Source organism: Streptomyces sp. NBC_00029 (genome assembly GCF_045160505.1).
GTDB lineage: Bacteria > Actinomycetota > Actinomycetes > Streptomycetales > Streptomycetaceae > Streptomyces.
In genome coordinates this window covers 8,632,142-8,656,911 of record NZ_CP108292.1, presented here as the reverse complement: position 1 = coordinate 8,656,911, position 24,770 = coordinate 8,632,142, and the positions used below count along the sequence as shown (strand labels likewise).

Here is a 24,770-nt window from a genome sequence, read left to right as displayed (position 1 = left end):
TCCTCGGCCCGTCCTTGAGCGCGCATCGAGCGCGGGTCCCCCTGCCGGGTCCTTACCGGATGCGGAAGTTGGCCATCATGCCCATCGCCGAGTGGTCCAGCAGGTGGCAGTGGTAGACGTACGTGCCCCTGTAGGTGTCGAAGGTGGCGTGGAGTTTGACCGTCTCGCCGGGGAAGAGGCGGACCGTGTCCTTGAGTCCGGCCTCGGCCGGTCCGACCGGGGCGCCGTTGCGCTCCAGCAGCCGGAACTGGACCAGGTGCATGTGGAAGTTGTGCGGGACGAGCTTGTTGGCGTTGGTGACGGTCCAGATCTCCGAGGTGCCGTGCGTGATGGTCTGGTCGATGCGGTCGTGGTCCCAGACCTGGCCGTCCATGAACGCCCGCGGCTCCTGCCGGCCGTCCTCGTCCATGCTGAGGACGACGGTGCGCTGCACGGTCGCCGCCGGCAGGGGTGCGAGTGTGCGCAGGACGTCCGGTACGCGGCTGGGGTCGGGGGCCGTCCGTACGACGTCGAAGCGCAGTACCTTGCCGACCTGGTCGGGGGTGCCCGGGCCGAGGGTGTTCTCCAGGACGATCTTCGTTCCAATGGGGTAGCGGGAGAAGTCGATGACCACGTCCGCCCGTTCGGCCGGGGACAGGCCGATGGTGTCGGTGGTGAAGGGGCGTTCCAGCAGTCCGCCGTCGCTGCCGATCTGGATCATCTGGCCGCCGTCGGACAGGCGCAGCTGGAAGAAGCGCATGTTGGAGGAGTTGAGGAGCCGGAAGCGGTATTTGCGGGCGGCGACCTCGAAGTAGGGGGTGGGGCGGCCGTTGGCGAGGATCGTGGTGCGGCCGAAGACGTCGTCCATGACGTAGACGAGCTGTCCGGCCTCGTCGAAGCGGGCGTCGCGCAGGGCGATCGGGACCTCGTACTGGCCGGCGGGCAGGGGCAGCGAGCGCTCGGTCTCGTCGGAGAGCAGGTAGGTGGCGGACAGGCCGCGGAAGACGTGCTCCGACTCCATGTGGTGGGCGTGGTCGTGGAACCAGAGGCCGGCGCCCGGCTGCTGGTTGGGGTAGGTGTACGTGCGGGAGGTGCCCGGGCCGAAGGTGTCCATCGGGCCGCCGTCGTTCTCCGGGGAGACGTTGCCGCCGTGCAGGTGCACCGCGACCGGCATGGTGAGGGTGTTGCGGTGGCGGATCACCACTTTGCGTCCGCTGCGGGCGCGCAGCACGGGGCCGGGGAAGTGGCCGTCGTAGGTGAGGACTTTGGTCCGGACCCCGGGGATGATCTCCCGGGCCGCTTCCTTGATGGTGACGGCGTAGGTGTCCTGGCCGCCGGACGTGGATATCGGTGAGAGCACGGGCAGGGCCGGCATCCGCACCGTGAAGGGCGGCGGGACGGTGACCGGCTTGGTCCCGGGGGTGGCGGTGGCCTGCGCGGACCCGGCGCCGAGGAGCGGTGTCAGCCCGCCGGCGGTGAGCAGGCCGGCGCCGGTCGCGGCTACGGCTCCGCCGAGCAGGCTGCGTCTGGTGACCATGGGTTGTCCTCCTGGGAAGGGTGGGTGCGCGGGCCGCCGGGGCGGGGGCCGTTCGCGCTGCGGGCGGCCGGCGCGCGGTGCTGCTGGCGCAGGTGGCGCGCCGCGAGTGCACCAGACCCGGCTTGCGCACCGCTCGAGCGCGGATGGTGTGCGGGGTCCGGCGTTGCGCGGGCCTTGCGGGGCCTGGGCAAGGCTCCTCGTGCGTACGTACGACCGCGTACGCGTGACCGTGCCGCCGATCGGGGCGGCCGCTGGGGGAGGCACCCGTGGACCGTCACGACCTGCACGACTTACGCGACTGGCTGCCGCGCGCGCTGGGGGTGGCGGAGCGGTGGGGCGGGCAGTTCGGCCCGTACGAGAGCCACGGCGCGCACCGGGTGGGCCCGGAGGCGTTCACCGAGGCCTTCGACCGCCTCGCCAAGCGGATGGATCACAACTATCCGTTCTTCCACCCGCGTTACGCCGGACAAATGGTCAAGCCGCCGCATCCGGCGGCCGTCACCGGCTATCTCACCGCCATGCTGTTCAACCCCAACAACCATGCCGCCGAGGGCGGGCCGGCGACCACCGAGATGGAACGCGAGGCGGTCGCCGACCTGGCCGGCATGTTCGGGTTCGACGCGCACGTCGGGCATCTCACCACCAGCGGCACGATGGCCAACCTGGAGGCGCTGTACGTCGCCCGGCAGCTGCATCCGGACCGGGGGGTCGCCTACAGCTCCGAGTGCCATTACACGCACGAGCGGATGTGCCACGTGCTGGGGATGGAGGGCCACCGCATCCCTGCCGATGCGCACGGCCGGATCGACCTCGGCGCGCTGGAGGGCGCGCTGCGCGGCGGGCGGATCGGCACCGTCGTCGTCACCACCGGTACGACCGGGCTGGGGGCGGTCGACCCGGTGCACGAGGTGCTGGCGCTGGCCCGCCGGTACGGGGCGCGGGTGCACGTCGACGCGGCGTACGGCGGGTTCTACGCGATCCTGGGCAGGGCGGGCACGGGTGGCGTCGACCCGGCGCCCTGGCGGGCGATCGCCGGGTGCGACTCGGTGGTGGTGGACCCGCACAAGCAGGGGTTGCAGCCGTACGGGTGCGGGGCGGTGCTCTTCCCCGATCCGCGGGCCGGGCGGCACTTCGCGCACGACTCTCCGTACACCTATTTCACCGACGCCGACCTGCACCTGGGTGAGATCAGTCTGGAGTGCTCGCGGGCGGGGGCCGCGGCGGCCGCGCTGTGGCTGACGCTGCAGTTGCTGCCGCTGACCCCGGACGGCTTCGGGCGGATCCTCGCCGCGAACCGGCGGGCCGCGCTGCGGTGGGCGGACCTGCTGGCCGCGTCCGGGGAGCTGGAGCTGTACCAGCGGCCGGACCTCGACATCGTGACGTACTTCCCGGCGGCCGCCGGGGGCTCGCTGTCCTCGATCGACGCGGCGTCGGAGCGGCTGTTGCGCGAGGGCATGACGGCGGAGTCGGACCCGGTGTTCCTGAGTGTGCTGCGTGCGGACGCGGACGCGTTCGTACGGCGCCACCCGCGCGTGGTGCGGGACGCGGAGGCGGCGCGGGTGATCCGCAGTGTCCTGATCAAGCCGGAGTTCGAGCACTACCTGCCGGCCCTGCACGCCCGTGTGGCGCAGCTCGCGGGGGCTGCCCGGTCAACGCCCTGACCTCTTCCCGTCGTTCCCCGTTCGCCGTTCCCCGTTTCTTGTCCCTGTCCGTTCTGCGTTCTGTGTTCTGTCAACCGACCGGAAGGCCCTGTCTTGTCCGCCCTGCCTGTGAACCGGCTGAACCCATCGACCGTCACCGACCTCTCCGCCCTCCTCGCCGCCTCCTTCCAGGAGGACGCGCTGACCCGCTGGATGATCCCCGGCGAGCGGCTGCGCGCCGAGCTGCTGCCCGGGTTCTTCCGGGTGTTCGTGGAACTGTCCGCCGCCCATGACGGGGTGCTCACCGGCCCGGACGGCGACGCGGTGCTGCTGTTCCTGCCGCCCGGCGCGGAGCCGGACGAGAAGGCCCTGGAGGCGGCGCTGTCCGCCGCCCTGGGCGAGCACGCGGACGCGATGCGCACCATCGCGGGCCTGCAGGAGGAACGGCATCCGCACGGCCCGCCGCACTACTACGTCTCCTTCGGGGCGGTCCGGCCCGGCCGGCAGCAGGGCGGCCTGATGTCCGGGCTGCTGGGCCGGGTGGTGGCCCGCGCGGACGCCGAGGGCGTCGCCTGCTACGTGGAGGCCAGCTCCCCGGGCGGTGAGGCCACGAGCCGGCGCGCCGGCTTCGAGCGTCTGGGCGCCGACATCGCCCTGCCCGACGGCGGACCCGTACTGCGACCCATGTGGAGGGACCCCCGATGAGGGGCGACGATCTGATCCAGTCGTGGACCGCCGGCCAGATAGCCCGCGGTGAGGCTCCGGCGGAGCACCTCGGCCCGCTGCTGCGGGTCCTCGCGTGGAGCCGGGAGTTCCTGGTCTCCAGCCACCCCGAACTGGGCCGTACCGGCCCGGTGTGCCCGTACACCCAGCCCTCGCTGCGCAAGGAGCTGTTCCACCTGGCGGTGCCGTCCGCCGGCTGCGAGGACCTGGCGTCGGCGGTGGACTCGCTGCGCACCCGCCACGCGGTCCTCTCGCAGCCGCTGGCGCCGGAGGACCGCGAGCTGCTGACCATCCTCCTGGTCCTGCCGGGGTTCGACCCGACGGACTCGGTGGAGCTGGACGAACTGCAGCGCAAGGCGAAGGACGAGTTCGTGGCGGAGGGGCTGATGATCGGCCAGTTCCACCCGGTGTGCGAGGAGCCGGGCCTCTACAACGAGGCCTTCCGCCCGCTGCGTGCCCCGCTGCCCCTGCTGGCGGTCCGCAAGCTGCTGGTCTTCGATCTGCCGTTCCTGGTGAGCGACGACGCGCACATGGACCACTACCTCCAGCGTTTCGCGCCGGCGCTGCCGTCCCGTATCCGCGACCAGCTGGTGAGCCGGGTGGTGGCCGCCTGACGTGTGCACGTGGACGGCGGGCCGGGGGCTTGTGTGCCCCCGGCCCGCCGTCGTCGTGTCCGAAAGCTGCTGCCGGGCTGCCCGGTATCCGGATGGAGGCTTGTCGCACCCACCGGTAACGATCACGCTTCCCCTGCCGGGCCGGCAGCTGCCGGGCCCGGGTTCGGTGTGGGTTGAGGTTCGGAGGGCATGTGACGCAGACGGTGGACGCGCCGGGGGTCGAGGCGGTGGTGCGGGGTGACGCGGCCCTGCTGGAGCGGGATCTGGACGGGTTCCTGGGCTCGCTGGCCAAGGTGGTGGCGCCGGTGCGCCCGGGGGCGGCCGTGTCGGTGTACGAGGCGGCGCTGCGGCGTTCGCTGTACGGGCCGGTCGCGGACGCCGTCGGGTCCAGGGTGGGGCAGGAGGCGCTGGCGCCGGCGGCCGGGCCGGCGGGGGGCGGCGGGGGTCCGCTGCGCCCTTCGATGGTGTTCTGGGCCTACCGCAACTACCGGGGCTTCCCCGACGAGGCGGGCCACGAGGCGTCCCCGGCGGATCTGGCGGCGGTGCGCCGTGCGGCCGTGGCGGTACGGATCCTGCTGAAGGCCGCGGTCGCGCTCGACGACATCCAGGACGGCAGCGGCATCCGCTACGGAGAGGCCGCGCTGCACGTCACCCATGGGATACCGCTGGCCCTCAATGCCGGCTCCTGGCTGATCACGGCCGCTCTGGGGCATGCGGCCGATCCGGCGGTCGTGGCGAGCCTGGTGCGGGCGGTCGGTCACGGCCTGACGGGCCAGGCCGTGGACCTGTCCACGCGCTCGCCGCGGACCCGGGCCGAGCTGATGGCCGCGGCCCGGGACGCGCGGGTGGAGTTCTGGGAGTCGACGGCCGCGCTGAAGACGGGGACGTTGTTCCGGATGCCGCTCGACGCGGCGGTGGCGGCGCTGGGCGTGGTGGAGGACGAGCGGCGGGCCCTGGACGACGCGATGCGCGGACTGGGGCTGGCGAGCCAGCTGTTCAACGATCTGACGGACTTCGTGCCGGAACTGGGCGGGGCCAACACCCACGAGGACTTCGACGGGCTGGGCAACCGGGTCGTCCTGGAGCTGCTCGGGGAGGGGGTGCCCGCCGAGTCGGCCGGCCCGGGGCTGAAACGGTTCGTCCTGGGTCATCCGAAGCTGCAGGAGACGCTCGTGGAGCTCGCGGCGGAGGCGGCCGGGCTCAAGCGTGCGGCGAAGGAGGCGGTGCACGGTGTGTGCCGCTCGGACCGCAGTGCGGCGTACTTCGACGTGACGATCGAGCGCAAGGGGCACCTCATCGACCGTCTGTACCGGACGGTCCGCGGGCGCAGCGGCGGATGACGGCCGCGGAGGTGTGCGGGGGTGTCCTGCCGGCCGGGTGCGGGGCCGGACCGGCCGGCAGGACGTCCTTCAGGGCTGTGCGGCCAGGAGGCAGTCCTCCAGGAAGGTCAGGACGCGCAGGTGGTAGGCGTGGGCGGTGTGGCCCAGGCTGATGTTGTGTCCGGAGGCGGGGAGGTGGTCGACGGTGACGGACGGGGCGGCGGTCAGGCGTGAGGTCATCGCGGTCAGGGTGGGGGCGTCCAGGTGCCACCAGGCCTCGTGCTGGGCGAAGGTGAGGCGGACGGGGATACGGACGCGGGGGGCCAGTTCCTCGTACTGGGCGGGCCAGCGCAGGGTTTCCGCCGACTCGCGCGGCGGTGTCGGGGACAGCAGGGTGCGGCTGGCCTGGAAGGTGCCGCGCGGGTAGAGGTTCAGGGGGCCCCAGTTGAGTTTGGTGGCGCCGCCGCCCAGGGTGGACGGGAAGTGCAGGGCTTCGGGGTTGTAGTGGTGGCCGACGCCCGAGGCGTCCAGGCCGATCAGTGGTGTGCCGCCGTCGGCGGCCGCGGTGTGGAGGGCGACCTTGCCGCCGTCCGAGTGGCCGAGGAGGAAGATTCCGGCGCCGGTGTCGTGGGCGGCGGTGTGCTCCTTGAGGGCGGCGTGGAGGGTTTCCGCCTGCTCGGCGAGGCTCTGGCCGTCGGGCAGGAGGTCCGCGGAGTCCCCGTAGCCCGGCCGGTCGACCGCCAGGACGGCGTGGCCCAGGGCCGTGGCGAGGGGGGCGAAGGAGTTCCAGTACGCGGCCCGCATGCCGCGGCCGTGGATCGCGAGGATCGTGGAGCGGGGCACGGCCCGGTCCTTCGGCAGGGCCAGGAGTGCCGAGAGGGTGATGCCGGCCGCGTTGAGCGTGTAGGGGCGGGCGCCGTCCGGGTGTGTGGTCATCGGACCGCCAGTCCCTTCCGTGTGCCTTCCATCGCGTGCACCCAGGCGGAGGGTGAGCCGGTGCGCAGCAGTGAGGTGCCGACGAGCAGGCCGCCGAATCCGGCGTCGAGGAGTGCGGCGGCGGTCTCGGGGCTGTCGATGCCGCTCGCGCTGACGGGGCAGGCGGCGCCGGCGGTGCGGACGGCGGGGAGCAGGTCGAGGGAGCGGCCGAGGTCGCCGGCGCCGCGCTCGCGGGTCCGGATGTCCTTGTTGTTGACCGCGATCACGCATTCCTCGGGGTGGTGGATTGCTTCGAGTTCGCTTTCGCGGGTGATCTCGACGAAGGGGGTGAGGCCGGTGAGGAGGCATTCGGTGACCAGGGTGCGCATGCTCGACGCGGGCAGGAGTGCCGCCGTGAGCAGGACGGCGGAGGCTCCGAGTTCTGCGGCGGTGCGGATCTGGTCCTTGCGGGTGATGAAGTCCTTCTGGAGGATCGGGAGTCCGGTCAGGGCCGCCACGTCCCGCAGCAGGGCGGGCGAGCCGCCGAACCAGCGGCCGGTCACCACGGAGACGCAAGGGGCGCCCGCCGTCTCGTACGCCTCCACGATGGCGGCGGGGGTGCGGCCGCCCAGCATGTCGTAGCCGTGGGCGTCCCGGCGTTTCACCTCCATCACCACGGGGGTCGGGGAGGCCAGGAGGGCCTCGAGAAAAGGGAAGCCGGTCCGGTTCTGCTTCGTCATCGCGACAGCTCCAGCGGGGGGTGGTCGGGGAGGGGGGCGGTGCCCGTGCGCCAGGCGCGGGCCAGGGCTGCGATCTGCGGGACGCCGAAGGCGCCGGTGGTGGTGTCGCGTGCCGCGGTGTCGACGTCGATGCCGCGGAATCCGGGGTGGTCGACGACGTCCTGGTAGGCCGGGCGGTTGGCCGGGGTGAGGCCTCCTGCGAGGAGGAAGGGGCGGGTGAGGCGGGGCAGCAGGGCGGTGACGTGCTCGGGGTCCAGGGCGGCGCCGGTGCTGCCGATGCGGCCGTCGCCGGTGGCGGTGTCGAGGAGGAAGAGGTCGGTGCCGGCGCGGTCGTAGGCGCCGGTCAGGGGGCGCTCCACGCAGCTTCCGTTCTCCTGGACGTGCAGCACCTTGACGATGCCGACGTCGGCGGGGAGTGCCTGGCGCAGGGCCCGTACGAGGGCGGGGGGCTGGTAGGCGTGGAGCTGGACCCAGCCGACGCCGGTGCGGGCCGCGATCGCGGCCAGTTCACCGGCGTCAGCGAGGAAGGTCACCAGGACCGGCAGGAGGCCGGCCGAACGGGCCGCCGCCGCGAGGGCGGCGAGCCCGTCCTGGTCCAGTTCGGACGGGCCGCCGGGTACGCCGTGCCAGAGGCCGACGCAGTCCGCCCCGGCGGCCGCCGCCGCCTCGATGTCCTGCGGGGCCGTGGCCCCGCAGACCTTCAGCAGTGTCCGGGACAGCGGGCGGGTGGCGCTCACTTGCCCAGTCCCAGCATCGAGGCGATGCGGTTGTACTGGATTTCGTTGGTGCCGGAGTAGATCGTGCCGCCGACGGCGTTGCGCACGTCCAGTTCCAGGCCGAACTCGGCCATGTAGCCGTGGCCGCCGAAGATCTGTACGGCGGTGAGGCTGGTGGCGAGGTTGGACTCGCTGGTGACGAGTTTGGAGATGGCGAGGTCGGTGGTGATGTTCTCGCCGGCCTCCAGTTTCTCGCCCGTGTCGTAGAGCCACTTGCGGGCGGTCTCCAGCTGGATCTTCGTGTCCACGATCTTGTTGGCGATCGTCTGGTACGAACCGATCGCCTTTCCGAAGGACTTGCGTGTCTTCGCGTAGTCGACACACCGCTCCAGCCGGTGCTGCATCTCCCCCACGTTGACGATGAAGGAGAAGAGGATCTCCCGTTTCATCACGTGGTCCAGGACCAGGAACCCGCCTCCGACCCGGCCGAGTACCGCGCTCCTGGGTACCCGTACGTCGTCGAAGAACAGCTCGCTGAGCGGCGAGGTGCGCAGGCCCATCTTCTTGATGGGTTTGCCGGCGGTCAGTCCGGGGGTGTTGCGGTCCACGAGGAACGCGGTCGTTCCCAGCGGGCCGCCGTCCGGGTGGGTGCGGGCGTAGACCACGATCACGTCGGCGATGGGGCCGTTGCTGACGAAGGCCTTGCTGCCGTTGATGACGAAGTCGTCCCCGTCGCGTACGGCCCGGGTGGTCATGGCCATGGCGTCGGAGCCGCCTTCGGACTCGGTGATGGCGTGGGCGCCGATCGCCTCGCCCGAGCAGATCTGAGGCAGGTAGCGCTCCTTCTGCTCGACGGTGCCGAACTGCTGGATGGGGATTCCGGTGGAGCAGATGGAGGTGGTGATGCAGAAGCTGAGGCCCGCGTCGCGGTTGTACTCGCCGAGGCCCTCCAGGACGTACATGGTGGTCAGGAGGGACTGTCCGAGGCCTCCGTGGTCCTCGTCGAAGGGCAGTCCCAGGATTCCGGTCTTCTGGACGAGCTTCCACTTGTCCTCCGGGAAGGCGGACTGCTCGTCGAGTTCGATGTGGTCTGCGCTGAGTGCGTCTCCCCACCTCTCCAGGCCTTCGCGCAGATCGGCCTGGTCGGTGTTCCAACGGATCACGACGGACCCCTTTTTTTGTTCGGTGACGGTGCGGGCGGGCGGGCGGCCGGGCGGGGGCGTGTGTCTCAGTAGGCGGAGGAGCTGTGCGCGTCGAGGCTGTGGACCTCGTCGCCGCGCAGGGCGGGCGAGAAGACGCAGACCAGGCGCAGGTCCTCGTGGGGGCTGGCGACGAGGAAGTGGGCGTCGTGCTGGTCGAGTGCGTACATCCGGCCGGGGACTATCTCGTGCGAGGTGCCGTCGAGTTCGATGACCTCGCCGGAGCCCTCGATGCAGTAGCAGGCCTCGAGGTGGTTGACGTACTCCAGGCGGGACTTGGTGCCGGCCAGGACGGTGGTGTCGGTGAGCGAGTAGCCCAGGCCGTCCTCGGCGAGGAGGAAGCGGCGGCTGAGGCCGTTGCCCCACTCGACGGTCTTCACGGACTCGATGTCGCGAACGATCATGGCGATCTCCCGGTGTGAGGGTGGTGCTCGGATGGTCCGGATGAGGGGTGGAGCCTTCTTTCCCGCCGGTCAGGCGGTTCGGTGCGGTGTTGCGGGCAGGACCTGGCGGACGAAGTCGCGGAAGGCTGCGGTGACATCGGCGGCGGTGTCCTGCGCCCGTTCGAGGGCGGCCACCGCGGCGGAGCCGATGATCGCGGCGTCGGCGCCGGCGGCTCCGACGGCTTCGACGTCCTGCCGTGTGCTGACCCCGAAGCCGACGGCGATCGGGGACGTCGTGTGCGCCCGGAGTGCGGTGACCGTCTGTGCCAGCGCGGCGTGGCCGGCGGCGGGTGCGGTTCCGCTGCGTCCGTAGTGGGCGACGAGGTAGAGGTAGGCGGAGGCCTGTGCGGCGGCCTGGGCCTGGGTGGGGGGCGGGCTCTTGGTGTAGCAGGTGGTGACGACCGGGAGGCCGGCCGCGGCGGCCGACTCCAGGTGCGTTGCGCGCAGCCGTGGGGGGAGGGCGTGGACGAGGAGTCCGTCGGCGCCGGCGGCGGCGATCTCGCGGGTGGTGGCGGCCAGGTCCCGGTGTTTGAGGGAGTGGCTCCAGTCGGCGAGGAGGGCGATCCGCAGGTGGTTCAGGTGGGGCCGTACGTCGGCGATGAAGGCGAGTACGTCGTCCAGGCCGGCGCCGCCGCGCTCCAGTGCCCGGCGGGCGGAGCGGCGGATGACGGGGCCGTCGGTGACCGAGTCGGGGAAGGGGACGGCCAGTTCGAGGCAGTCCACGCCTTCGTCGTCGAGCATCAGGACGAGGTCGCGCAGGACGGGCAGGGGCGGATCGCCGGCGTTGAGGAAGAGGGCGAGTCCGGGCGGTCCGCCGGGGGTGCGGCGGGTGAAGAAGGGGGCGGGGGCGGGCTTTGTCCCTGTGGTGCGGGGCGTCGTCGTGGGGCTAGGCACCGGACACCGCCAGGGTGCGGGGGGCGGGTGCGGCTGCCAGGCGCCGGGCGAGGTCGTGGGCGGCGCCGGTGCGGACCGCTTCCTCGGCGACGGAGACCGCCGAGAGCCAGTCGCGGCGGTTTCCGCAGGCCACGATGAGGGCGGCGGCGCCCAGGCAGACGGTGCGGGTGGCGACGCGGCCCGCCTCGCCGGAGAGGACGGAGAGGAAGTGTGCGACGGCCGTGTCCGCATCGGCGGGCCGCAGGTCGGCGAAGGAGCCGTCGCCGGGGGTGAGTTCGCCCGGCCGGATGATCCGGGTGAGGGCGTGTCCTGCGTGGATGGTGTTGGTCGCGAAGGGCAGCAGCTCGTCGGCGCCGGTGTCGTTGGTGGTGAGCCAGATGCGGCGGCCGGTGGTGGTCTCGGCGAGCCGGCGCAGGGTGTCCAGGGGTGCGGCCGCTGAGACCCCGGTGACCTGGGCGGCCACCGGGAGGTCGGCGAGGAAGGGGCCCAGGGCGTTCAGGAACCGGCCGAAGGTCTTCATGCTGTACGGGGCCACGGTGCGGGCCAGCCGGGTCAGCTGCGCCGGGTAGACGAACGGTCCGGCGAAGGCGATCCCGTGGGCGGCGAGGGTGTCCTCGGTCTGGGTGTGGGAGGAGGTGAGACGGACACCGAGCCGCTCCAGCAGGTCGACGGAGCCGAGCGAGCTGGTGTAGGCGCGGGAGCCCGTTTTGACGACCTTGACCCCGGCTGCCGCGGCGACGAACGCCGAGGCGGTGGAGATGTTGAAGGTCCGGGGGCCGCCGCCGGTGCCGACGACGTTCACGGTGCCTTCCCAGGCGGTGGTCGCCGGTGCTGCCGGCCGGCGCTCGGCGAGCGAGTCCAGCAGGTGGCGCAGGGTCTCGTGGTCCGGGAGCCGGCTGGTCAGGGCGGCCAGCAGGGCGAGGGCCTCGGCCTTGTCGAGGCTGCCGTTGCCGAGCTGGTCCCACCAGGACCGCCAGGTCTCGCGGCCGACCGGGGCTCGCTGTTCGAGCAGGCCGGTGAGTGCGTCGTGCACGGTCGGTCTCCGTCTCGTGTGCGTCAGGGGTGGGGACGGTGCCTGGCGGGTCAGGCGGCGGCGGTGCGGCGGGACTCGGTGATGAAGGTGTCGATCGCCTCGACGCTGCGGAAGTTGTTGGGGTCCAGGTCGGCGTCGCCGATGGCGAGCTCGAAGCGGTCCTCGACCCAGGCGATGAGCTTGAGGACGCCCAGGCTGTCGATGACCCCGTCGTTGAGCAGGTCGTGGTCGGCGGCGAGTTCGCCGGCGGCGGTGCCCGGGAGGAACTCGGTGATGACGAAGTTCTTGATGGTGTCGACGTTGCTCATGACGGGATTCCTTCGGCGAGAGGTGTGGCTACGGGTGCGGTGGTGGGGCTGGGCTGTTCGAGGCGGTCGAGTGCCTTGCGGTCGACCTTGCCGGTGGCCGTCTTGGGCAACGGGGCCTCGGTGACGGTGAGTTGGTGGGGTACGGCGGCTCTGGGCAGGTGCCGGGCGCAGTGGGTGCGCAGTTGCAGGCCGGTCAGGGTGGAGCCGGGGGCGCGGCGGACGGCGGCGACGAGTCTTTTGCCGGCGATCGGGTCGGGCAGGGCGGCGACGCCGGCTTCCAGGACTGCGGGGTGTTCCTGCAGGACCCGTTCGATCTCGGCGGTGTTGACGGCGACGCCGCGGACCTTGACCTGGAAGTCGGTGCGTCCGGTCAGGTGCAGGGTGCCGGCGGCGTCGCGGCGTACGAGGTCGCCGGTGCGGAACCAGCGGCGGTCGTCGAGGCCGAGGGGGTGGCCGGTGAACTTGTCGGTGTGGCGGGTGCGGTCGAGGTAGCCGCGGGTCTGGAAGGGCGTGGAGACGAAGAGTTCTCCGCTGCCGGGGCCTTCGACGGGGGTGTGGGTGTCGGGGTCGATGATCAGGGCGCGTACGCCGGGCAGTGGGCGGCCGATGGGGACGGGCGCGGCGGCGGTCGGGGCGGGTCCGAGTTCGTGGATGAAGCTGTCGTTGGTCTCGGTGCAGCCGTAGATGTTGTGGATGCGGGCGTGGGGGAAGAGCTGGGGCAGGGCGGCGAGGGTGCGGTCGGGGATGGCGTCGCCGGTGAACATGACGTGCTCGACGCCGGGGAAGGTGTCGCCGGTCTTGGCGGCCGCGTCCTGGAGGAGGCCGAAGGCCATCGGGACGGCCTGGACGATGTCGACGCCGTGGGTGAGGACCAGGTCGCGCAGGTGGCGTCCGTGGGCGGCCAGGGCCGGGTCGACGAGGACGACGCGTCCGCCGCGGGCGAGGGTGGTCCATACGTCGAGGAGGCAGAGGTCGAAGTTGAGGGGGGCGTAGTTGAGGACGGTGCGGCCGGGTCCGATGCCGAAGGTGTGGCCGGCCCAGCGGGTGAACCGGTCGATGGCGTCCAGGCCGAGCGGGACGATCTTGGGGAGGCTGGTGGAGCCGGAGGTGGTGAGCATGAGGGCCACCTCGGCGGCCTCGTCGGCGGGCAGCGGCCGGGCGGTGACCTCGGGGTTGGGTGCGACGCGGGCGCTCTCGCCGCCGGGGGCCAGGACCCGGGCGCAGCCGGCCTGGGCGAAGAGGTCGGCCAGGAGGGTGTCGGCGAGGGCCGGGGACGGCAGGAGCAGCGGCCGGCGGGCCAGGAGGCAGGCGAGGACGAGGGCCACCGTGGCGGGTGACTTGTCGGCGAGGACGCCGACCGGTTCCGCGGGGGCGAGGTCCAGGAGGGCGAGGCGGTCGCGTTCGCGGCCGGCGAGGTCGTACAGCTCGCGGTAGGTGGTCTCCTGCCCGTTGAAGAGGAGCGCGGTGGCGTGGGGGCGGTCGCGGACCTGGGTCAGGAATCCTCCGAGGAGGCCGAGTTCGACGGTGTCCGGGGTCTGTTCCTGTGCTGCGGCGGTGCGCGGGGTACGGGGTGCGGTCATCGTGGGCCTCCTTCCTGGGGGGCGGCGAACTCGATCCAGCCGGACTTCACGGCGGCGCCCCCCGGGGTCTTGCAGGTGAAGCGGACGACGCGGGCGTCGGCGTCGGGCTGGAGGGTGATCTCCAGCGGGATGCCGGGGGGTACGGGGGCGGAGAAGCGGCAGCCCAGGCCGCGGACGCGGGCGGAGTCGCCGGCGGCGAAGCGGTCGGTGGCCTCCTCCACGGCGAGGGCGACGACGCTCATGCCGTGGGCGATGACGGTGTCGAAGCCGGCCGAGCGGGCGGCGTCCTCGTCGAGGTGGATGGGGTTGAGGTCGCCGGAGGCGTGGGCGTAGGTGGTGATCCAGTCGGTGGTCAGGTGGTGGACGGCGCTGTGGGGTTCGCCGGCTCCCAGCGGGGCGGGGGCGGGGGCGCCCGCGGCGATGTCGCCGAAGGGCTCCAGTGTGCTCGCGCCGACCAGGAGGGCGGAGATGACCAGTTCGGCGAAGGGCTCCGGTCCGTCCTCGCCGGTCAGCCGGACGCGCAGGGCGATGCGGGCGCCGCGCGGTTCCTTGCGGATGCCGAGCACGTCCAGGGCGACGGTGACCTGCTCGCCGGGGCGGACCGGGCGCAGGGTGCGGATGTCCTGGCCGAGGTGGACCACGGAGACGGGGCCGGGTTCGGCCGCGGTCAGTGCGGCGACGGTCTGTTCGGCGACGGTGTGGGCGAGGACGAAGGTGTGGACGGGCGAGGCCTGGCCGGGGCGGGCGGTGGGCAGGCCCCGGCGGGCGGCGCCGCGGTAGTCGGTGATCTCGGGTTCGGTGACGGTGAGCGTGCGGACCGGGGAGGGGAGCGAGAGGGTCGTCATACCGGCGTCACCACCACGGAGGAGTTGTGGCCGCCGAATCCGAAGGAGTTCGTGATCGCGGGTCCGGGGCGCACGGTGCGGGGTGCGCCGTGCACGACGTCGATGTCCATTCCTGGCTCCTGCTGTTCGTGGTTGGCGGTGGGCGGCACCTCGCAGTGGCGCATGGCCTGCACGGTGGCGATGAGCTCGACGGCGCCGGCGGCGCCGATGAGGTGGCCGATGACCGACTTGGGTGCGGTGACGGGCGGCTGGGCGGTGCCGAACACCTTGGTGAGGGCGGCGGCCTCGGACCGGTCGTTGTAGGGGGTGGAGGTGCCGTGCGCGTTGACGTGCACGATGTCGGCGGGTTCGAGGCCGGCGTCGGCGATGGCGCCGGCCATGGCGGCCGCGGCGCCCGCGCCGTCGGGCAGGGGCATCGCGAGGTGGTGGGCGTCGGCGGTGGCGGCGTACCCGGCGACGAGGCCGTAGGTCTTCGCGCCGCGTGCTTGCGCGTCCTCGAGGCGTTCCAGGACGACGAAGCCTGCTCCCTCCCCCATGACGAAGCCGTCGCGGTCCTTGTCGAAGGGCCGGGAGGCGTGTTCGGGGTCGTCGTTGCGGAAGGAGACGGCGCTGAGGTTGCCGAAGCCGGCGAGGGTGACGGGGGTGAGGGTGTGTTCGGTGCCGCCGGCGATGACCAGGTCGGCGCGGCCGGTCTGGAGCAGCATCAGGGCGTGGCCGATGGCGTCGGCGCCGCTGGCGCAGGTGTTGGCGACGGTCAGGGCGGGGCCGGTCCAGCCGAGGCGGATGGCTATCTGGGCGGCGGCCGCGTTGGGCATCGTCATGAGCGGCATGAGCGGGTTGACGCGGGCCGGTCCGCCTTCGGTGAAGTGGGCGGATTCCAGGTCGCTGGTGGCGCGTCCGCCGACGGCGTTGCCGACGACGATGGCGGTGCGGCCGGCTTCGGCGGTGGGTGATCCGGCGTCGCGGTGGGCGGCGAGGGCGGCGGCGGTGCCGTAGTGGGCGAAGGGGTCCATGCGGCGGGCGTCCTTGGCCGGGACGAGCCCGGCGAGGGAGTCGAGGCCGCGGACCCGGCAGCCGATGCGTACCCGGTGGCGGCTGAGGTCGATGTGGGTGAGGGCGGCGGCGGTGGAGCGGCCGGCGCGCAGTGTGTGCCACAGCTCGTCCGGGGTGCACCCGCCGGGGGTGACCACGCCCATGCCGGTGATGGCTACGGGCGGCTGCGCGGTACTGCCCCTGGACGGTGAAGGCATGTCTGCTCCCTGAGGCGGACTGAGAGGTACGGAAAAAGGGGTGGGAGGGGTGGCCGTGGGGGCGGTCAGATGATGTGGCACTCGCGGGCGGAGGTGATGAGGGCCTCGGCGGCGAAGTCGATGTCGGAGGTGGTGTGGGCGGCGGTGATGGCGATGCGCAGCCGGGCCAGGTCGTTGGGGACGGCCGGGGTGACGACGGGGAGTCCGATCACGCCGTTCTTGCGGCAGGCGGTGGCGAGGTCGTAGGCGGCCTCGTCGGAGCCGGCGATGACCGGGACGACGGCGGTCTCGCTGTCGACGGTGCTGATGCCGGCCTGGTTGAGGATGCCGCGGAAGCGTGCGGATTCGCGCTGGATGAACTGCACGCGCTGGGGCTCGCGCTGCATGATGCGCAGGGATTCCAGGGCGGCGCCGGTCTGTGCTCCGCCGAGGGCGGCGGAGAAGAGGAAGGGGCGGGCGGCGTAGCGCAGGTGGTGGACGAGTTCGGCGGAGCCGGCGACCCATCCGCCCATGGAGGGGATGGCCTTGGAGAGGGTGCCGAGCTTGATGTCGACCTTGGCCTCGTAGTTGAAGTGCTCCTCGATGCCTTTGCCGGTGGCGCCGATGACGCCGAGGGCGTGGGCCTCGTCGACCATCAGGAGTGCGTTGTGGGCGTCGCAGACCTTGCGCAGGTCGACCAGGGGGGCGATGTCGCCGTCCATGGAATAGACGCTGTCGACGATGACGAGGCGGACGCCGGTGTCGGGGGCGGCGGCGAGGCGGCGTTCGAGGTGGGTGACGTCGTTGTGGCGGAAGCGGGTGACGGTGGCGCCGGAGAGCTTGCAGCCGTCGACGATGCTGGCGTGGTCGTACTTGTCGATGAAGACGGTGTCGCCGGGTCCGACGATGGCGCCGACGGTGCCGACGTTGGCGGCGTAGCCGGAGCCGAAGACCAGGGCCCGCTCGCGGCCGGCGACCTTGGCGACCTCGGCCTCCAGTTCCTCGTGCAGCGGGGTGGTTCCGGCCAGGGCGCGTACGCCGTGGTTGCCGGTGCCGTAGCGGTCGACGGCGGCCTTGGCGGCGGAGACGACCCGCTCGTCGCCGGCGAGTCCGAGGTAGGAGTAGCCGGACATCATCAGCAGGCGGCGGCCGTCCTGGTCCGCGTACGCGGAGTCCCGCTCGGCCGTGTAGGCCACGAAGCTGTTCTTGCGGTTGGGCTCGTACTCCAGGGACCGGACGCGGTCGCGGAAGTAGGCCAGCTTCGGCTCGAGGCGGTCCCAGGCAGCGGATGCGTTCACGTGCTTCTCCTCGTCGCGATCGTCCGGCGGACCCGGAACTCCATCGACGCCCTGCCGTTTCTCCGGCCGGGCTCTAGTGGAATTCCATTAAGGCTCGGGGGGCGCAATAGCAGCGCAAGAGCGGGACTGCAGCCGGACCACAGCCGCGCCACAGCCGGACTGCAGTGGCGCTCAAAAAGCGAAAGGGAAAGCCCGGACCTCGGGTTTTATTCGGTCGGAAATGTTTGCCGACCGCTGTTGACATGCGGAGAAGGCCCGCCGGTATCCTCTGAATCGCACGAACTTGGGGGACACGGCCGGAAGCCGACCGTTTCGGAGAGTGCATAGTGCTGATCAGACTCATAGGTCTTGTCACGATCGAGCCGGACGGAGCACCGCCTCAACACCTCTCGAGCGCGCAGGCGCAGGTCGCGTTCGCCCGGCTGCTCCTGGAGCGGGCCGGCGGCACGGACCGTGACCAGCTGGCCGAGACGATATGGCCCGAGGGCCTGCCGGACACCTGGGCCTCGGCCCTGCGCAGCCTGGTGAGCCGGGTGCGTACGTTCGTCACGACGCCGCAGGACGGGCCGGGGGCCACTCCCCTGGTCTCGCAGGGCGGCCGCTACCTTCTGCGGGTGCCGCGGGACGCGGTCGTGGACGTGGAGGTCGCGGAGACCGCGCTGGCCGAGGCCGCCGAGGCGTACGCCGAGGGGGCCTACGCGGTGGCGGCGCAGCTCGCGGCGGGCGCGGTGTCGAACCTGCGCGGCTCGTTCCTGCCCTCGCACGAGGGCGAGTGGGTCAACGCGATGCGCGAGCAGCTGGAGGAGCTGCGGCTGAAGGCGCTGGAGACGGCGAGCCTGTCCTCCTCGGCGCTGGGCGACGAGCATCATGCGCTGCGGTATGCGGAGGAGGCCGTGCGGCGTGCCCCGTTCCGGGAGAGCGCCTACCGGTGCCGGATGGCGGCCCATACCCGGGCGGGCAACCGGGCGGAGGCGCTGCGCAGTTACCAGCAGTTGCGGGAGGTGCTGGCGGAGGAGCTGGGCATCGATCCGGCGCCGGAGACGGAGGCCGCGTACCTGGAGCTGCTGCGCACGCCCGAACCGCGGCCGACCGTGCGTTCGCTGACCTGCCTGGACCCGGTGCTGATGGGGGTGTTCGAGGTGGATCACCGCATGCCGGTGCCCCGGCCGTGCTCGCTGGCCGAGCACGGGTGCGTCACGCACCGCATGTCGTCCTCCCCCGCCGCCTGATCCGCTCATGCGAAAGGGCCGCCGCTGCGCTGGTGCGCGGCGGCGGCCCTCGTGTGCCCGCGGGCGGGTGCGTACGTCCTCGTGCTTGTGGGTCCTTGTGTGCGTAGGTCCTCTGGTGCGTGGGTCCTCGTGCGCGTAGGTCCTCCGGTGGGTCCGGGCCCGGTCGGCGGGGACGACGGGAGCCCCGGCCTCCCTGTGGGGGTGGGGAGGCCGGGGCCGGGGAGCGGCGGGGGGATCAGGTGATGGAGACGCCGCTGTCGATGCTGATGACCTGGCCCGTCATGCAGTCCTGGTCGAGGAAGAGGCCGGCGCTGCGGGCGACTTCTTCGACCGTGACGAACCGCGGGATCGGGGCCTTGTCCTCCATGCCTTCGATGACCCGGTCCGGCAGGGTGTTGGTCATGCCGGTGATCATGAAGCCGGGGGACAGTGCGTTCACCGTCACCCCGCGCCGGCCGCATTCGGCGGCGAGGGTGCGGGTGAAGCCGATCAGTCCCGCCTTGGAGGCCGAGTAGGCGGTCTGGCCGGCCGTGGCGATGATGCCCGACGGGGACACGATGTTGATGACCCGGCCCCACCGCTTGCGCAGCATGTACGGGACCGAGACGCGGGCGGTGTGGAAGGAGCCGATCAGGTTGGTCTGGATGACCTGGGCCCAGTCGGCCGGGTTCTGCATCGCCATCAGGCTGTCCTTGCGGATGGCCCCGTTGTTGACGAGTACGTCCACCGGGCCGAGTTCGGCCGATATCCGCTCGTAGAGGGCCTGGGTGGCCTCCCACGAACCGACGTCGCCGGTGACCAGGACCGAGGGGTTGGTCAGTTTCTCCCGGACGGCCTCCGCGCCCTGGCGGGAGCTGTTGTAGTGGACCGCGACCCGGCAGCCCAGCGCGTCCAGTTCCAGCGCCAGGGCCTGGCCGAGGCCGCCCGAGGCGCCGGTCACGAGCGCGACCGGGGACTCGGGCCTCACGCCCGCACCGTTCTTGCTCATGCCGCGACACCGCCCCACTCCATCAGGATCGAACCCCAGGTCATGCCTGCTCCGAAGCCGGCCAGCAGGACCTTGTCACCGGATTTGATCCGGCCCTCCTCGAGGGCCTCGGTCAGTGCGATCGGGATCGACGCCGAGGCGGTGTTCCCGTACTTCTGGAGGTTGGTGATCAAAGCCTCCTGCCGCAGGCCGGTGTGGGACAGGATCGAGTTGATGATCCGGATGTTGGCCTGGTGCGGTACGACGTGGTCGATGTCCGCGGCGTCCACCTTGGCGCTCTCCAGCGTCTCGCGGACCGTGCGGACGGTGTAGCGGACGGCGTTGAGGTAGATCTCGTTGCCGTTGATCTGCGCGTAGTGCAGGCCCGCGTCCAGGGTCTCCTGGGTGGTGGGCATCCGGCTGCCGCCGGCGAGGACCTTGAGGGAGCCGGTGCAGGCCCCGTCGGCGCCCAGGTTCCAGGCCTTGACCCGGTTCTCGGGGCCCGGCTGGAGGACGACGGCGCCCGCGCCGTCGCCGACGAGGATGGACAGGTCCCGGTCGGCCGGGTTGGCCGTCAGGGTGTGGGTGTCGGAGCCGATCAGCAGGATCGGCCGGGGGTCGATGGCGATCAGCGCCATGGCGGACACGAGCCCGTAGACGAAGCCCGCGCACTCGGAGTTGACGTCGTGCGCGCTGCCCGCGATCCCCAGTTCGTGGTGGACGAACGCGGAGGTCGCCGGGGACGGCTGCTCGGGCGTGGCCGTCGCGACGATGAGGTGGGCGATGTCCGCGCCGGTCAGGCCCGCCTTCTCGAGCGCGCGCCGGCCGGCCTCGACGGCCAGGGAGGCGGTGGTCTGCCCCGGGTCGACCGCCCGCCGCTCGCGGATGCCGCAGCGGCTGACGACCCAGTGCTCGTCGACGCCGAAGCGTGTCGCGAGTTCGGCGCTGGTGACGATGCGTTCGGGTACGGACATGCCCCACCCGGTGATGTCGAAGCCGGTCACGTCACCCCTCGCTACGCCTGAGCCGGGACGAGATCGACGATCTTCGCGTACACGTCACGCAGGGTGGTCGTGTCGTCGAGGTCGGCGAAGAGCGACTCGTCGGCCGGAATGTGCGGGTACTGGTTCTGGAAGCCGTACAGCCACTCCATCAGGTCCAGCGAGTCGACGTCCGCGATGTGCTGGAGCGGGGCGTCGGGGCTGACCTCCGCGGCACCCGAGACGGCCTCGAGCTGGCTCGCCAGTTCTTCGATGGTGGGCAGCGACATGGGGTCGGTCCTCTCTCGGCAATGCAACTCGGCAGTGCGTGTCTGGTTTTCGAGAGTGATGAAAGCCGCGCCCCCGCAAGGAACGCGCAACACGGCGCCGGATTGTGTCCGGAGGCCGTCTTGCGCACGCCTTGCGGGGCATCCGGTTTTCTCGACGCGAATTCGGAAATTCACGGCCCGCCGGACACGCAGGAAAGAGGATCAGGATGACAACGGTCGCCCCCAAGTCGGTGGACCCCGAGGTCGATGCGATCAGGCACCACTACGAGGTCAGCAACGATTTCTACCGGCTGCTGCTGGGCCCCACGATGATGTACTCCGGCGGCTACTGGGAAGACGGCGAGGACCTGGTCGCCACCCTCGACGAGGCGCAGGAGCGCAAGCTCGACAAGTTCGCCGAGCTCGCCAATGTCTCCGCCGGCCGTACCGGGCGCGTCCTGGACATCGGCTGCGGCTGGGGCACCATGCTCAACCGCCTCACCACCGTGCACGGTGCGGAGCAGGCCGTCGGCCTGACCCTGTCGCGCACGCAGGAGGCGTTCATCGCCGGCCTGGACAACCCGCGGATCACCACGCTGGTCCAGAGCTGGGCCGACTACAAGGTCGCGGACGACAGCGAGAAGTACGACGCGGCGTTCTGCATCAACGCGCTGGAGCACTTCGTCTCCTCCAACCTGCCGCCGAAGGAGCGCACGAAGCGCTACCGGTACTTCTTCCAGCAGGTCGCGAACGCCCTGAACCCGGGTGCGAAGTTCGTGCTGCACACCATGACCGCCGAGGCGCTGCCGATGAACCGGGCGCTCCTGGACGACCTGAAGTTCCTGCAGCGCTCGGAGTTCGAGGGCTGCCACATCCCGCACCTGAGCGAGCTGAGCGCCGCGGCGGAGGGTCTCTTCGAGATCGACGAGATCGTCAACGAGCGCGAGTCGTTCGCGATGGCCTGCCGTGCCTGGCTGGTCCTGCTGGCCGAGCGCCGGGACGAGGCCGTGGCCATGGAGGGCGAGGAGGTCGTCTCGCGGTTCGAGCGCTACCTCGACATCTTCGCGTACACCCTCGAGGACAAGTTCTTCAACAACTTCCGCGTCACCATCACGCGCCGTTAAGGAGGTTGACGTGACGAGCATTCTCGAACCGGCCAAGGACGGCGGGGCACGTACGGGCACCGAGAAGCGTCCCGGCGGCCACGGCCCGACCCGGCACCTGCGGGTCGCGGTCATCGGCACCGGGTTCTCGGGTCTGGGCACCGCCGTCCGGCTGCTGCAGTCGGGCATCGACGACTTCCTGGTGTTCGAGCGGGCCGACGAGGTCGGCGGCACCTGGCGCGACAACAGCTATCCGGGGTGTGCGTGCGACGTCATGTCCCACCTCTACTCGTTCTCCTTCGCCCGGAACCCGAACTGGAAGTCGACGTTCGCCTCGCGGGACGAGCTGTTCGCGTATCTGCGCGATACGGCCGACCGTTTCGGCGTGCGCCCGCACATCCGGTTCGGGCACGAGCTTCAGGCCGCCCGCTGGGACGAGGGCGAGCGGCACTGGAGGATCGAGACCTCGCAGGGCCAGTACACCGCGCAGTTCCTGGTGACCGGCACGGGCTACCTCAGTGAGGCGGCCGTGCCGGACATCAAGGGCCTTGCCGAGTTCGAGGGCAAGGTCTTCCACTCCTCGAACTGGGACCACGACCACGAGCTGGCGGGCCGGCGCGTCGCCGTCATCGGCACGGGCGCCTCGGCGATCCAGTTCGTCCCGAAGATCCAGCCCGAGGTCGGGCAGCTGGACCTGTACCAGCGCACCCCGGCGTGGATCGGCCCCAAGCCCGACAAGGCCAACAGCCCGCTGCACACCACGATGCTGCGTTCGCTGCCCGGCTACCAGCAGTTCCGGCGGGGCTTCAACATGTGGGGCCGGGAGATCCTCGCGTTCTTCTGGAAGCGCCCCAAGCTCGCCGAGAAGGTCCAGAAGATGGCGAGCGACCACCTGGAGAAGTCGGTGGCGGACGAGGCGCTGCGCAAGCGGCTGACCCCCGACTATCTGGTGGCCTGCAAGCGGCTGCTGTTCTCCAACACGTGGTACCCGGCGATCCAGCAGCCGAACGTGGAGGTCGTCACCGACGGCATCGCCGAGGTCCGTGCGAAGTCGATCGTGGGCACGGACGGCGTCGAGCGCGAGGTCGACACCATCATCCTGGGCACCGGTTTCCAGGCCACCGACCGGCCGGTCGCGCGCCGGATCTGGGGCCGGGACGGTGTGCAGCTGCGTGAGGCGTGGAAGGACGGGATGGCCGCGCACCGCGGTACCACCATCGCGGGCTTCCCGAACCTGTTCATGCTGCTGGGCCCGAACACGGCCCTGGGCCACTCCTCGCAGACCGTGATGATCGAGGCGCAGGTCCAGTACGTCGTGGACTCCCTGCGGCAGGCTGCCGAGCGCGGTCTGTCGAGCATCGAGGTCCGCCGGGAGGCGCAGGACGCCTACAACCGGAAGCTCGACAAGCACCTGGAGGGCACGGTCTGGATGTCGGGCGGCTGCAAGAGCTGGTACCTCGACTCCGCCGGCCGCAACACCTCGATCTTCCCGACGTACACCTGGCGCTTCCGCCGGGGCACCAAGCGCCTCGACCTGAGCGAGTACCAGCTCGCTTCCCAGGTACGCAGCACCAAGCCGGTACCTCACCAGTAGGAGACGTACGAAGATGAGCAGCACCCACAGAACTGCCGAGGGCACCGCCGCCCAGCCGTCCCGCCGCCGGATCCTGGGCGGGATCGCGACCACTGCCGTCGCGGTCGTCGGCTGGAATGCCGTGAGCCAGACCTGGGCGACGGCCGCCGAGGCGGCCGGGAACTCCGACGTCGTCCCGGTGCCGGGCCTGGTCGGCACCCTGGAGACGACGCCCGGTGTGGTCGACGCCTTCGCCAACGACTTCGGTCATCTCTTCGACGGCGCCCCGAGCAAGCCGTGGGCCGTGCTGCGGCCGGGCGGCGTGGACGACATCGTCAAGATCGTCAACTACGCCCGTGCCAACGGCATCAAGGTCGCCGTCAACGGTCAGGGCGGCACCGGCGACGACATCGAGTCGCACTCGGTGTACGGGCAGGCGCGTGTTCCGGGCGGTATCTCCATCGACGCCAAGGGCATGTCGAGGATCCTGTCGATCGGCAGCGACCACGCGGTGGTCGAAGCCGGTGTGACGTGGGGTCAGCTGACGGACGCGACGCTCGCGGTGGGCAAGACCCCGCCGGCGCTGCCGGACTACCTGTACATCTCGGTCGGCGGGACGATCAGCATCGGCGGTATCGGCGGCACGGTGCAGCGGTACGGCCTGCTGTGCGACACCGTGCAGTCCATCGACATCGTCACGGGTGACGGCAAGCTGGTCACCGCGACGGCGACGCAGCGCACGGAGCTGTTCAACGCGGCGCTGTCGGGCGGCGGCCAGGTCGGCATCATCGTGCGGGTCAAGGTCAAGCTGATCCCGGCGCCGAAGCGGGCCGTCATCTTCAGCCTGTACTACAACACGGTGGAGCAGTACCTGACCGACTCCGAGCGGGTGCTGGCCGACGGCCGGTTCGAGGTCCACGCGGGCGAGATGCAGCGGACCCCGGACAACTCGGGCTGGCGTTACAAGCTGGAGGTCGGGGCGACGTACAACACGACGCCGCCGAACCGGGCCCGGCTGCTGTGCGACCTGCAGGACGTGCGGGCGGAGGCGGTCATCGAGGACGTGACGTTCCGGGACTACATGTTCCGGCTCGACGCGTACGAGGCGTACCTGAAGGAGGGCGGCCACTGGTACACGCCCAAGCCGTGGCTGAGCATGTTCCTGCCGGCGTCGAAGACGAAGCAGTTCATGAAGCTCGTGGAGCAGGAGCTGGATGCGAACTCGCTGGGCGGCGGGTTCCTGCTCTTCTACCCGTTCTTCTCCTCGAAGATCAAGCGTCCGCTGGCGATGATGCCGAACGAGTCGGTGGTCTACCTCTTCGACCTGCTGCGGTTCCCCAACCCGGGTGAGCCCAACATCCAGGGAATGATCGACCAGAACCGCCGTCTGTACGACATCGCGGTGGGCCTGGGCGCGAAGCGCTATCTGGTGGGGTCGATCCCGATGTCGGGTGCCGACTGGAAGAAGCACTTCGGCAACCGGTGGACCGGTTTCGTGAACGCGAAGAACAAGTTCGACCCGAACAACATCTTCACTCCCGGGCAGGGCTTCTTCGCCTGACAGCGGGGGCCTGACCGGTCGTGGAGTCCCGGCGGCGGGGGCGGGGAGAGGGACCCCGCCCCCCCCGCCTCTTTTC

General features: G+C 71.3%; 24 protein-coding genes. 8 read left to right on the top strand and 16 right to left on the bottom strand.

The annotated features are described in order from the left end of the window. Nucleotides 1-52: 52 nt before the first annotated feature. On the bottom strand, nucleotides 53-1,516 hold the full coding sequence (locus OG753_RS39870; RefSeq protein ID WP_405786643.1) for a multicopper oxidase family protein: 1,464 nt from the start codon (nucleotides 1,514-1,516) through the stop codon (nucleotides 53-55). Between the two features lie 266 nt (nucleotides 1,517-1,782). Here OG753_RS39870 and OG753_RS39865 point away from each other — a divergent pair, with 266 nt between their 5' ends. The 4 genes from OG753_RS39865 to OG753_RS39850 all read left to right on the top strand — a co-directional run bounded on the left by OG753_RS39865 (nucleotide 1,783) and on the right by OG753_RS39850 (nucleotide 5,833). Then, nucleotides 1,783-3,177 carry a pyridoxal phosphate-dependent decarboxylase family protein gene (locus tag OG753_RS39865; protein ID WP_405786644.1) on the top strand — a complete coding sequence of 465 codons (1,395 nt, stop codon included), beginning with the start codon at nucleotides 1,783-1,785 and terminating at the stop codon, nucleotides 3,175-3,177. A gap of 93 nt (nucleotides 3,178-3,270) precedes the next feature. Beyond that, entirely contained in the window at nucleotides 3,271-3,861 is a 591-nt protein-coding gene (locus OG753_RS39860) for a hypothetical protein (RefSeq protein WP_401282520.1), read from the top strand. Then, nucleotides 3,858-4,493, top strand: coding sequence for a DUF6875 domain-containing protein (locus OG753_RS39855; RefSeq protein WP_327260136.1), 636 nt, complete (start codon nucleotides 3,858-3,860; stop codon nucleotides 4,491-4,493). The genes OG753_RS39860 and OG753_RS39855 overlap by 4 nt, the downstream gene beginning before the upstream one ends. Before the next feature lie 191 nt (nucleotides 4,494-4,684). After that, on the top strand, nucleotides 4,685-5,833 hold the full coding sequence (locus OG753_RS39850) for a polyprenyl synthetase family protein (RefSeq protein ID WP_405786646.1): 1,149 nt from the start codon (nucleotides 4,685-4,687) through the stop codon (nucleotides 5,831-5,833). Between the two features lie 69 nt (nucleotides 5,834-5,902). Here the strand turns inward: OG753_RS39850 and OG753_RS39845 are convergent, their stop codons facing one another. The 12 genes from OG753_RS39845 to OG753_RS39790 all read right to left on the bottom strand — a co-directional run bounded on the left by OG753_RS39845 (nucleotide 5,903) and on the right by OG753_RS39790 (nucleotide 17,012). Next, nucleotides 5,903-6,748 carry an alpha/beta hydrolase gene (locus tag OG753_RS39845; protein WP_405786648.1) on the bottom strand — a complete coding sequence of 282 codons (846 nt, stop codon included), beginning with the start codon at nucleotides 6,746-6,748 and terminating at the stop codon, nucleotides 5,903-5,905. Continuing rightward, entirely contained in the window at nucleotides 6,745-7,467 is a 723-nt protein-coding gene (locus OG753_RS39840; protein WP_327260139.1) for an indole-3-glycerol-phosphate synthase, read from the bottom strand. The genes OG753_RS39845 and OG753_RS39840 overlap by 4 nt, the downstream gene beginning before the upstream one ends. Next, a complete protein-coding gene (locus OG753_RS39835) occupies nucleotides 7,464-8,204 on the bottom strand; it encodes an N-(5'-phosphoribosyl)anthranilate isomerase (RefSeq protein ID WP_405786649.1) in 741 nt (246 codons plus the stop codon). Before OG753_RS39835 ends, OG753_RS39840 begins: the two co-directional genes overlap by 4 nt. Then, nucleotides 8,201-9,346, bottom strand: a complete 1,146-nt coding sequence (locus OG753_RS39830; protein WP_327260141.1) for an acyl-CoA dehydrogenase family protein — start codon at nucleotides 9,344-9,346, stop codon at nucleotides 8,201-8,203. Before OG753_RS39830 ends, OG753_RS39835 begins: the two co-directional genes overlap by 4 nt. A gap of 65 nt (nucleotides 9,347-9,411) precedes the next feature. Next, the gene (locus OG753_RS39825) at nucleotides 9,412-9,786 is read right to left on the bottom strand and encodes an ectoine synthase (protein WP_030721055.1); all 375 of its coding nucleotides are present in this window, start codon (nucleotides 9,784-9,786) and stop codon (nucleotides 9,412-9,414) included. A gap of 69 nt (nucleotides 9,787-9,855) precedes the next feature. Next, nucleotides 9,856-10,719 carry a tryptophan synthase subunit alpha gene (gene trpA / locus OG753_RS39820; RefSeq protein ID WP_327260142.1) on the bottom strand — a complete coding sequence of 288 codons (864 nt, stop codon included), beginning with the start codon at nucleotides 10,717-10,719 and terminating at the stop codon, nucleotides 9,856-9,858. Beyond that, the gene (locus OG753_RS39815; RefSeq protein ID WP_327260143.1) at nucleotides 10,712-11,752 is read right to left on the bottom strand and encodes a hypothetical protein; all 1,041 of its coding nucleotides are present in this window, start codon (nucleotides 11,750-11,752) and stop codon (nucleotides 10,712-10,714) included. The genes trpA and OG753_RS39815 overlap by 8 nt, the downstream gene beginning before the upstream one ends. Nucleotides 11,753-11,802: 50 nt before the next feature. Then, a complete protein-coding gene (locus OG753_RS39810) occupies nucleotides 11,803-12,060 on the bottom strand; it encodes a phosphopantetheine-binding protein (RefSeq protein WP_327260144.1) in 258 nt (85 codons plus the stop codon). Beyond that, entirely contained in the window at nucleotides 12,057-13,640 is a 1,584-nt protein-coding gene (locus tag OG753_RS39805) for an AMP-binding protein (RefSeq protein ID WP_405786650.1), read from the bottom strand. The genes OG753_RS39810 and OG753_RS39805 overlap by 4 nt, the downstream gene beginning before the upstream one ends. Beyond that, the gene (locus OG753_RS39800) at nucleotides 13,637-14,485 is read right to left on the bottom strand and encodes a MaoC/PaaZ C-terminal domain-containing protein (RefSeq protein ID WP_405786652.1); all 849 of its coding nucleotides are present in this window, start codon (nucleotides 14,483-14,485) and stop codon (nucleotides 13,637-13,639) included. Before OG753_RS39800 ends, OG753_RS39805 begins: the two co-directional genes overlap by 4 nt. After that, nucleotides 14,482-15,735, bottom strand: coding sequence for a beta-ketoacyl-[acyl-carrier-protein] synthase family protein (locus OG753_RS39795; RefSeq protein ID WP_401282547.1), 1,254 nt, complete (start codon nucleotides 15,733-15,735; stop codon nucleotides 14,482-14,484). The genes OG753_RS39800 and OG753_RS39795 overlap by 4 nt, the downstream gene beginning before the upstream one ends. 65 nt (nucleotides 15,736-15,800) lie before the next feature. Beyond that, nucleotides 15,801-17,012 (bottom strand): aminotransferase class I/II-fold pyridoxal phosphate-dependent enzyme, encoded by a 1,212-nt coding sequence (locus OG753_RS39790; protein WP_383201703.1) that lies wholly within the window; start codon nucleotides 17,010-17,012, stop codon nucleotides 15,801-15,803. 326 nt (nucleotides 17,013-17,338) lie between these two features. On the opposite strand from OG753_RS39790, the gene OG753_RS39785 reads away from it, so the two are divergent. Continuing rightward, nucleotides 17,339-18,241, top strand: a complete 903-nt coding sequence (locus tag OG753_RS39785) for a BTAD domain-containing putative transcriptional regulator (protein WP_405786654.1) — start codon at nucleotides 17,339-17,341, stop codon at nucleotides 18,239-18,241. Between the two features lie 235 nt (nucleotides 18,242-18,476). On the opposite strand, the gene OG753_RS39780 is transcribed toward OG753_RS39785, so the two are convergent. The 3 genes from OG753_RS39780 to OG753_RS39770 are packed head-to-tail and all read right to left on the bottom strand — an operon-like array spanning nucleotide 18,477 to nucleotide 20,478. Next, complete coding sequence (locus OG753_RS39780) at nucleotides 18,477-19,229, bottom strand: SDR family NAD(P)-dependent oxidoreductase (protein ID WP_327260151.1); 753 nt, start codon at nucleotides 19,227-19,229, stop codon at nucleotides 18,477-18,479. Then, on the bottom strand, nucleotides 19,226-20,212 hold the full coding sequence (locus OG753_RS39775; RefSeq protein WP_327260152.1) for a ketoacyl-ACP synthase III: 987 nt from the start codon (nucleotides 20,210-20,212) through the stop codon (nucleotides 19,226-19,228). The genes OG753_RS39780 and OG753_RS39775 overlap by 4 nt, the downstream gene beginning before the upstream one ends. Before the next feature lie 11 nt (nucleotides 20,213-20,223). Beyond that, complete coding sequence (locus tag OG753_RS39770; protein WP_030390264.1) at nucleotides 20,224-20,478, bottom strand: hypothetical protein; 255 nt, start codon at nucleotides 20,476-20,478, stop codon at nucleotides 20,224-20,226. A gap of 206 nt (nucleotides 20,479-20,684) precedes the next feature. Between OG753_RS39770 and OG753_RS39765 the strand changes: the two genes are divergently transcribed. From OG753_RS39765 to OG753_RS39755, 3 genes are read left to right on the top strand one after another with little or no spacing between them, the layout of a single operon-like run. Beyond that, nucleotides 20,685-21,581, top strand: a complete 897-nt coding sequence (locus tag OG753_RS39765) for a class I SAM-dependent methyltransferase (protein WP_327260153.1) — start codon at nucleotides 20,685-20,687, stop codon at nucleotides 21,579-21,581. 10 nt (nucleotides 21,582-21,591) lie between these two features. Continuing rightward, nucleotides 21,592-23,154, top strand: coding sequence for a flavin-containing monooxygenase (locus OG753_RS39760; protein WP_405786657.1), 1,563 nt, complete (start codon nucleotides 21,592-21,594; stop codon nucleotides 23,152-23,154). 13 nt (nucleotides 23,155-23,167) lie between these two features. Continuing rightward, entirely contained in the window at nucleotides 23,168-24,694 is a 1,527-nt protein-coding gene (locus tag OG753_RS39755; protein WP_327260155.1) for an FAD-binding protein, read from the top strand. Nucleotides 24,695-24,770 lie beyond the last annotated feature (76 nt).

What these genes read in the sequence shown, in the direction of transcription:
- OG753_RS39755 (WP_327260155.1), top strand. Translation starts at nt 23,168, where the DNA reads ATGAGCAGCACCCACAGAACTGCCGAGGGCACCGCCGCCCAGCCGTCC.
- OG753_RS39855 (WP_327260136.1), top strand. Translation starts at nt 3,858, where the DNA reads ATGAGGGGCGACGATCTGATCCAGTCGTGGACCGCCGGCCAGATAGCC.
- OG753_RS39845 (WP_405786648.1), bottom strand. Translation starts at nt 6,748, where the DNA reads ATGACCACACACCCGGACGGCGCCCGCCCCTACACGCTCAACGCGGCC.
- OG753_RS39795 (WP_401282547.1), bottom strand. Translation starts at nt 15,735, where the DNA reads ATGCCTTCACCGTCCAGGGGCAGTACCGCGCAGCCGCCCGTAGCCATC.
- OG753_RS39825 (WP_030721055.1), bottom strand. Translation starts at nt 9,786, where the DNA reads ATGATCGTTCGCGACATCGAGTCCGTGAAGACCGTCGAGTGGGGCAAC.
- OG753_RS39810 (WP_327260144.1), bottom strand. Translation starts at nt 12,060, where the DNA reads ATGAGCAACGTCGACACCATCAAGAACTTCGTCATCACCGAGTTCCTC.
- OG753_RS39780 (WP_327260151.1), bottom strand. Translation starts at nt 19,229, where the DNA reads ATGAGCAAGAACGGTGCGGGCGTGAGGCCCGAGTCCCCGGTCGCGCTC.
- OG753_RS39800 (WP_405786652.1), bottom strand. Translation starts at nt 14,485, where the DNA reads ATGACGACCCTCTCGCTCCCCTCCCCGGTCCGCACGCTCACCGTCACC.
- OG753_RS39870 (WP_405786643.1), bottom strand. Translation starts at nt 1,516, where the DNA reads ATGGTCACCAGACGCAGCCTGCTCGGCGGAGCCGTAGCCGCGACCGGC.
- OG753_RS39805 (WP_405786650.1), bottom strand. Translation starts at nt 13,640, where the DNA reads ATGACCGCACCCCGTACCCCGCGCACCGCCGCAGCACAGGAACAGACC.
- OG753_RS39765 (WP_327260153.1), top strand. Translation starts at nt 20,685, where the DNA reads ATGACAACGGTCGCCCCCAAGTCGGTGGACCCCGAGGTCGATGCGATC.
- OG753_RS39840 (WP_327260139.1), bottom strand. Translation starts at nt 7,467, where the DNA reads ATGACGAAGCAGAACCGGACCGGCTTCCCTTTTCTCGAGGCCCTCCTG.
- OG753_RS39770 (WP_030390264.1), bottom strand. Translation starts at nt 20,478, where the DNA reads ATGTCGCTGCCCACCATCGAAGAACTGGCGAGCCAGCTCGAGGCCGTC.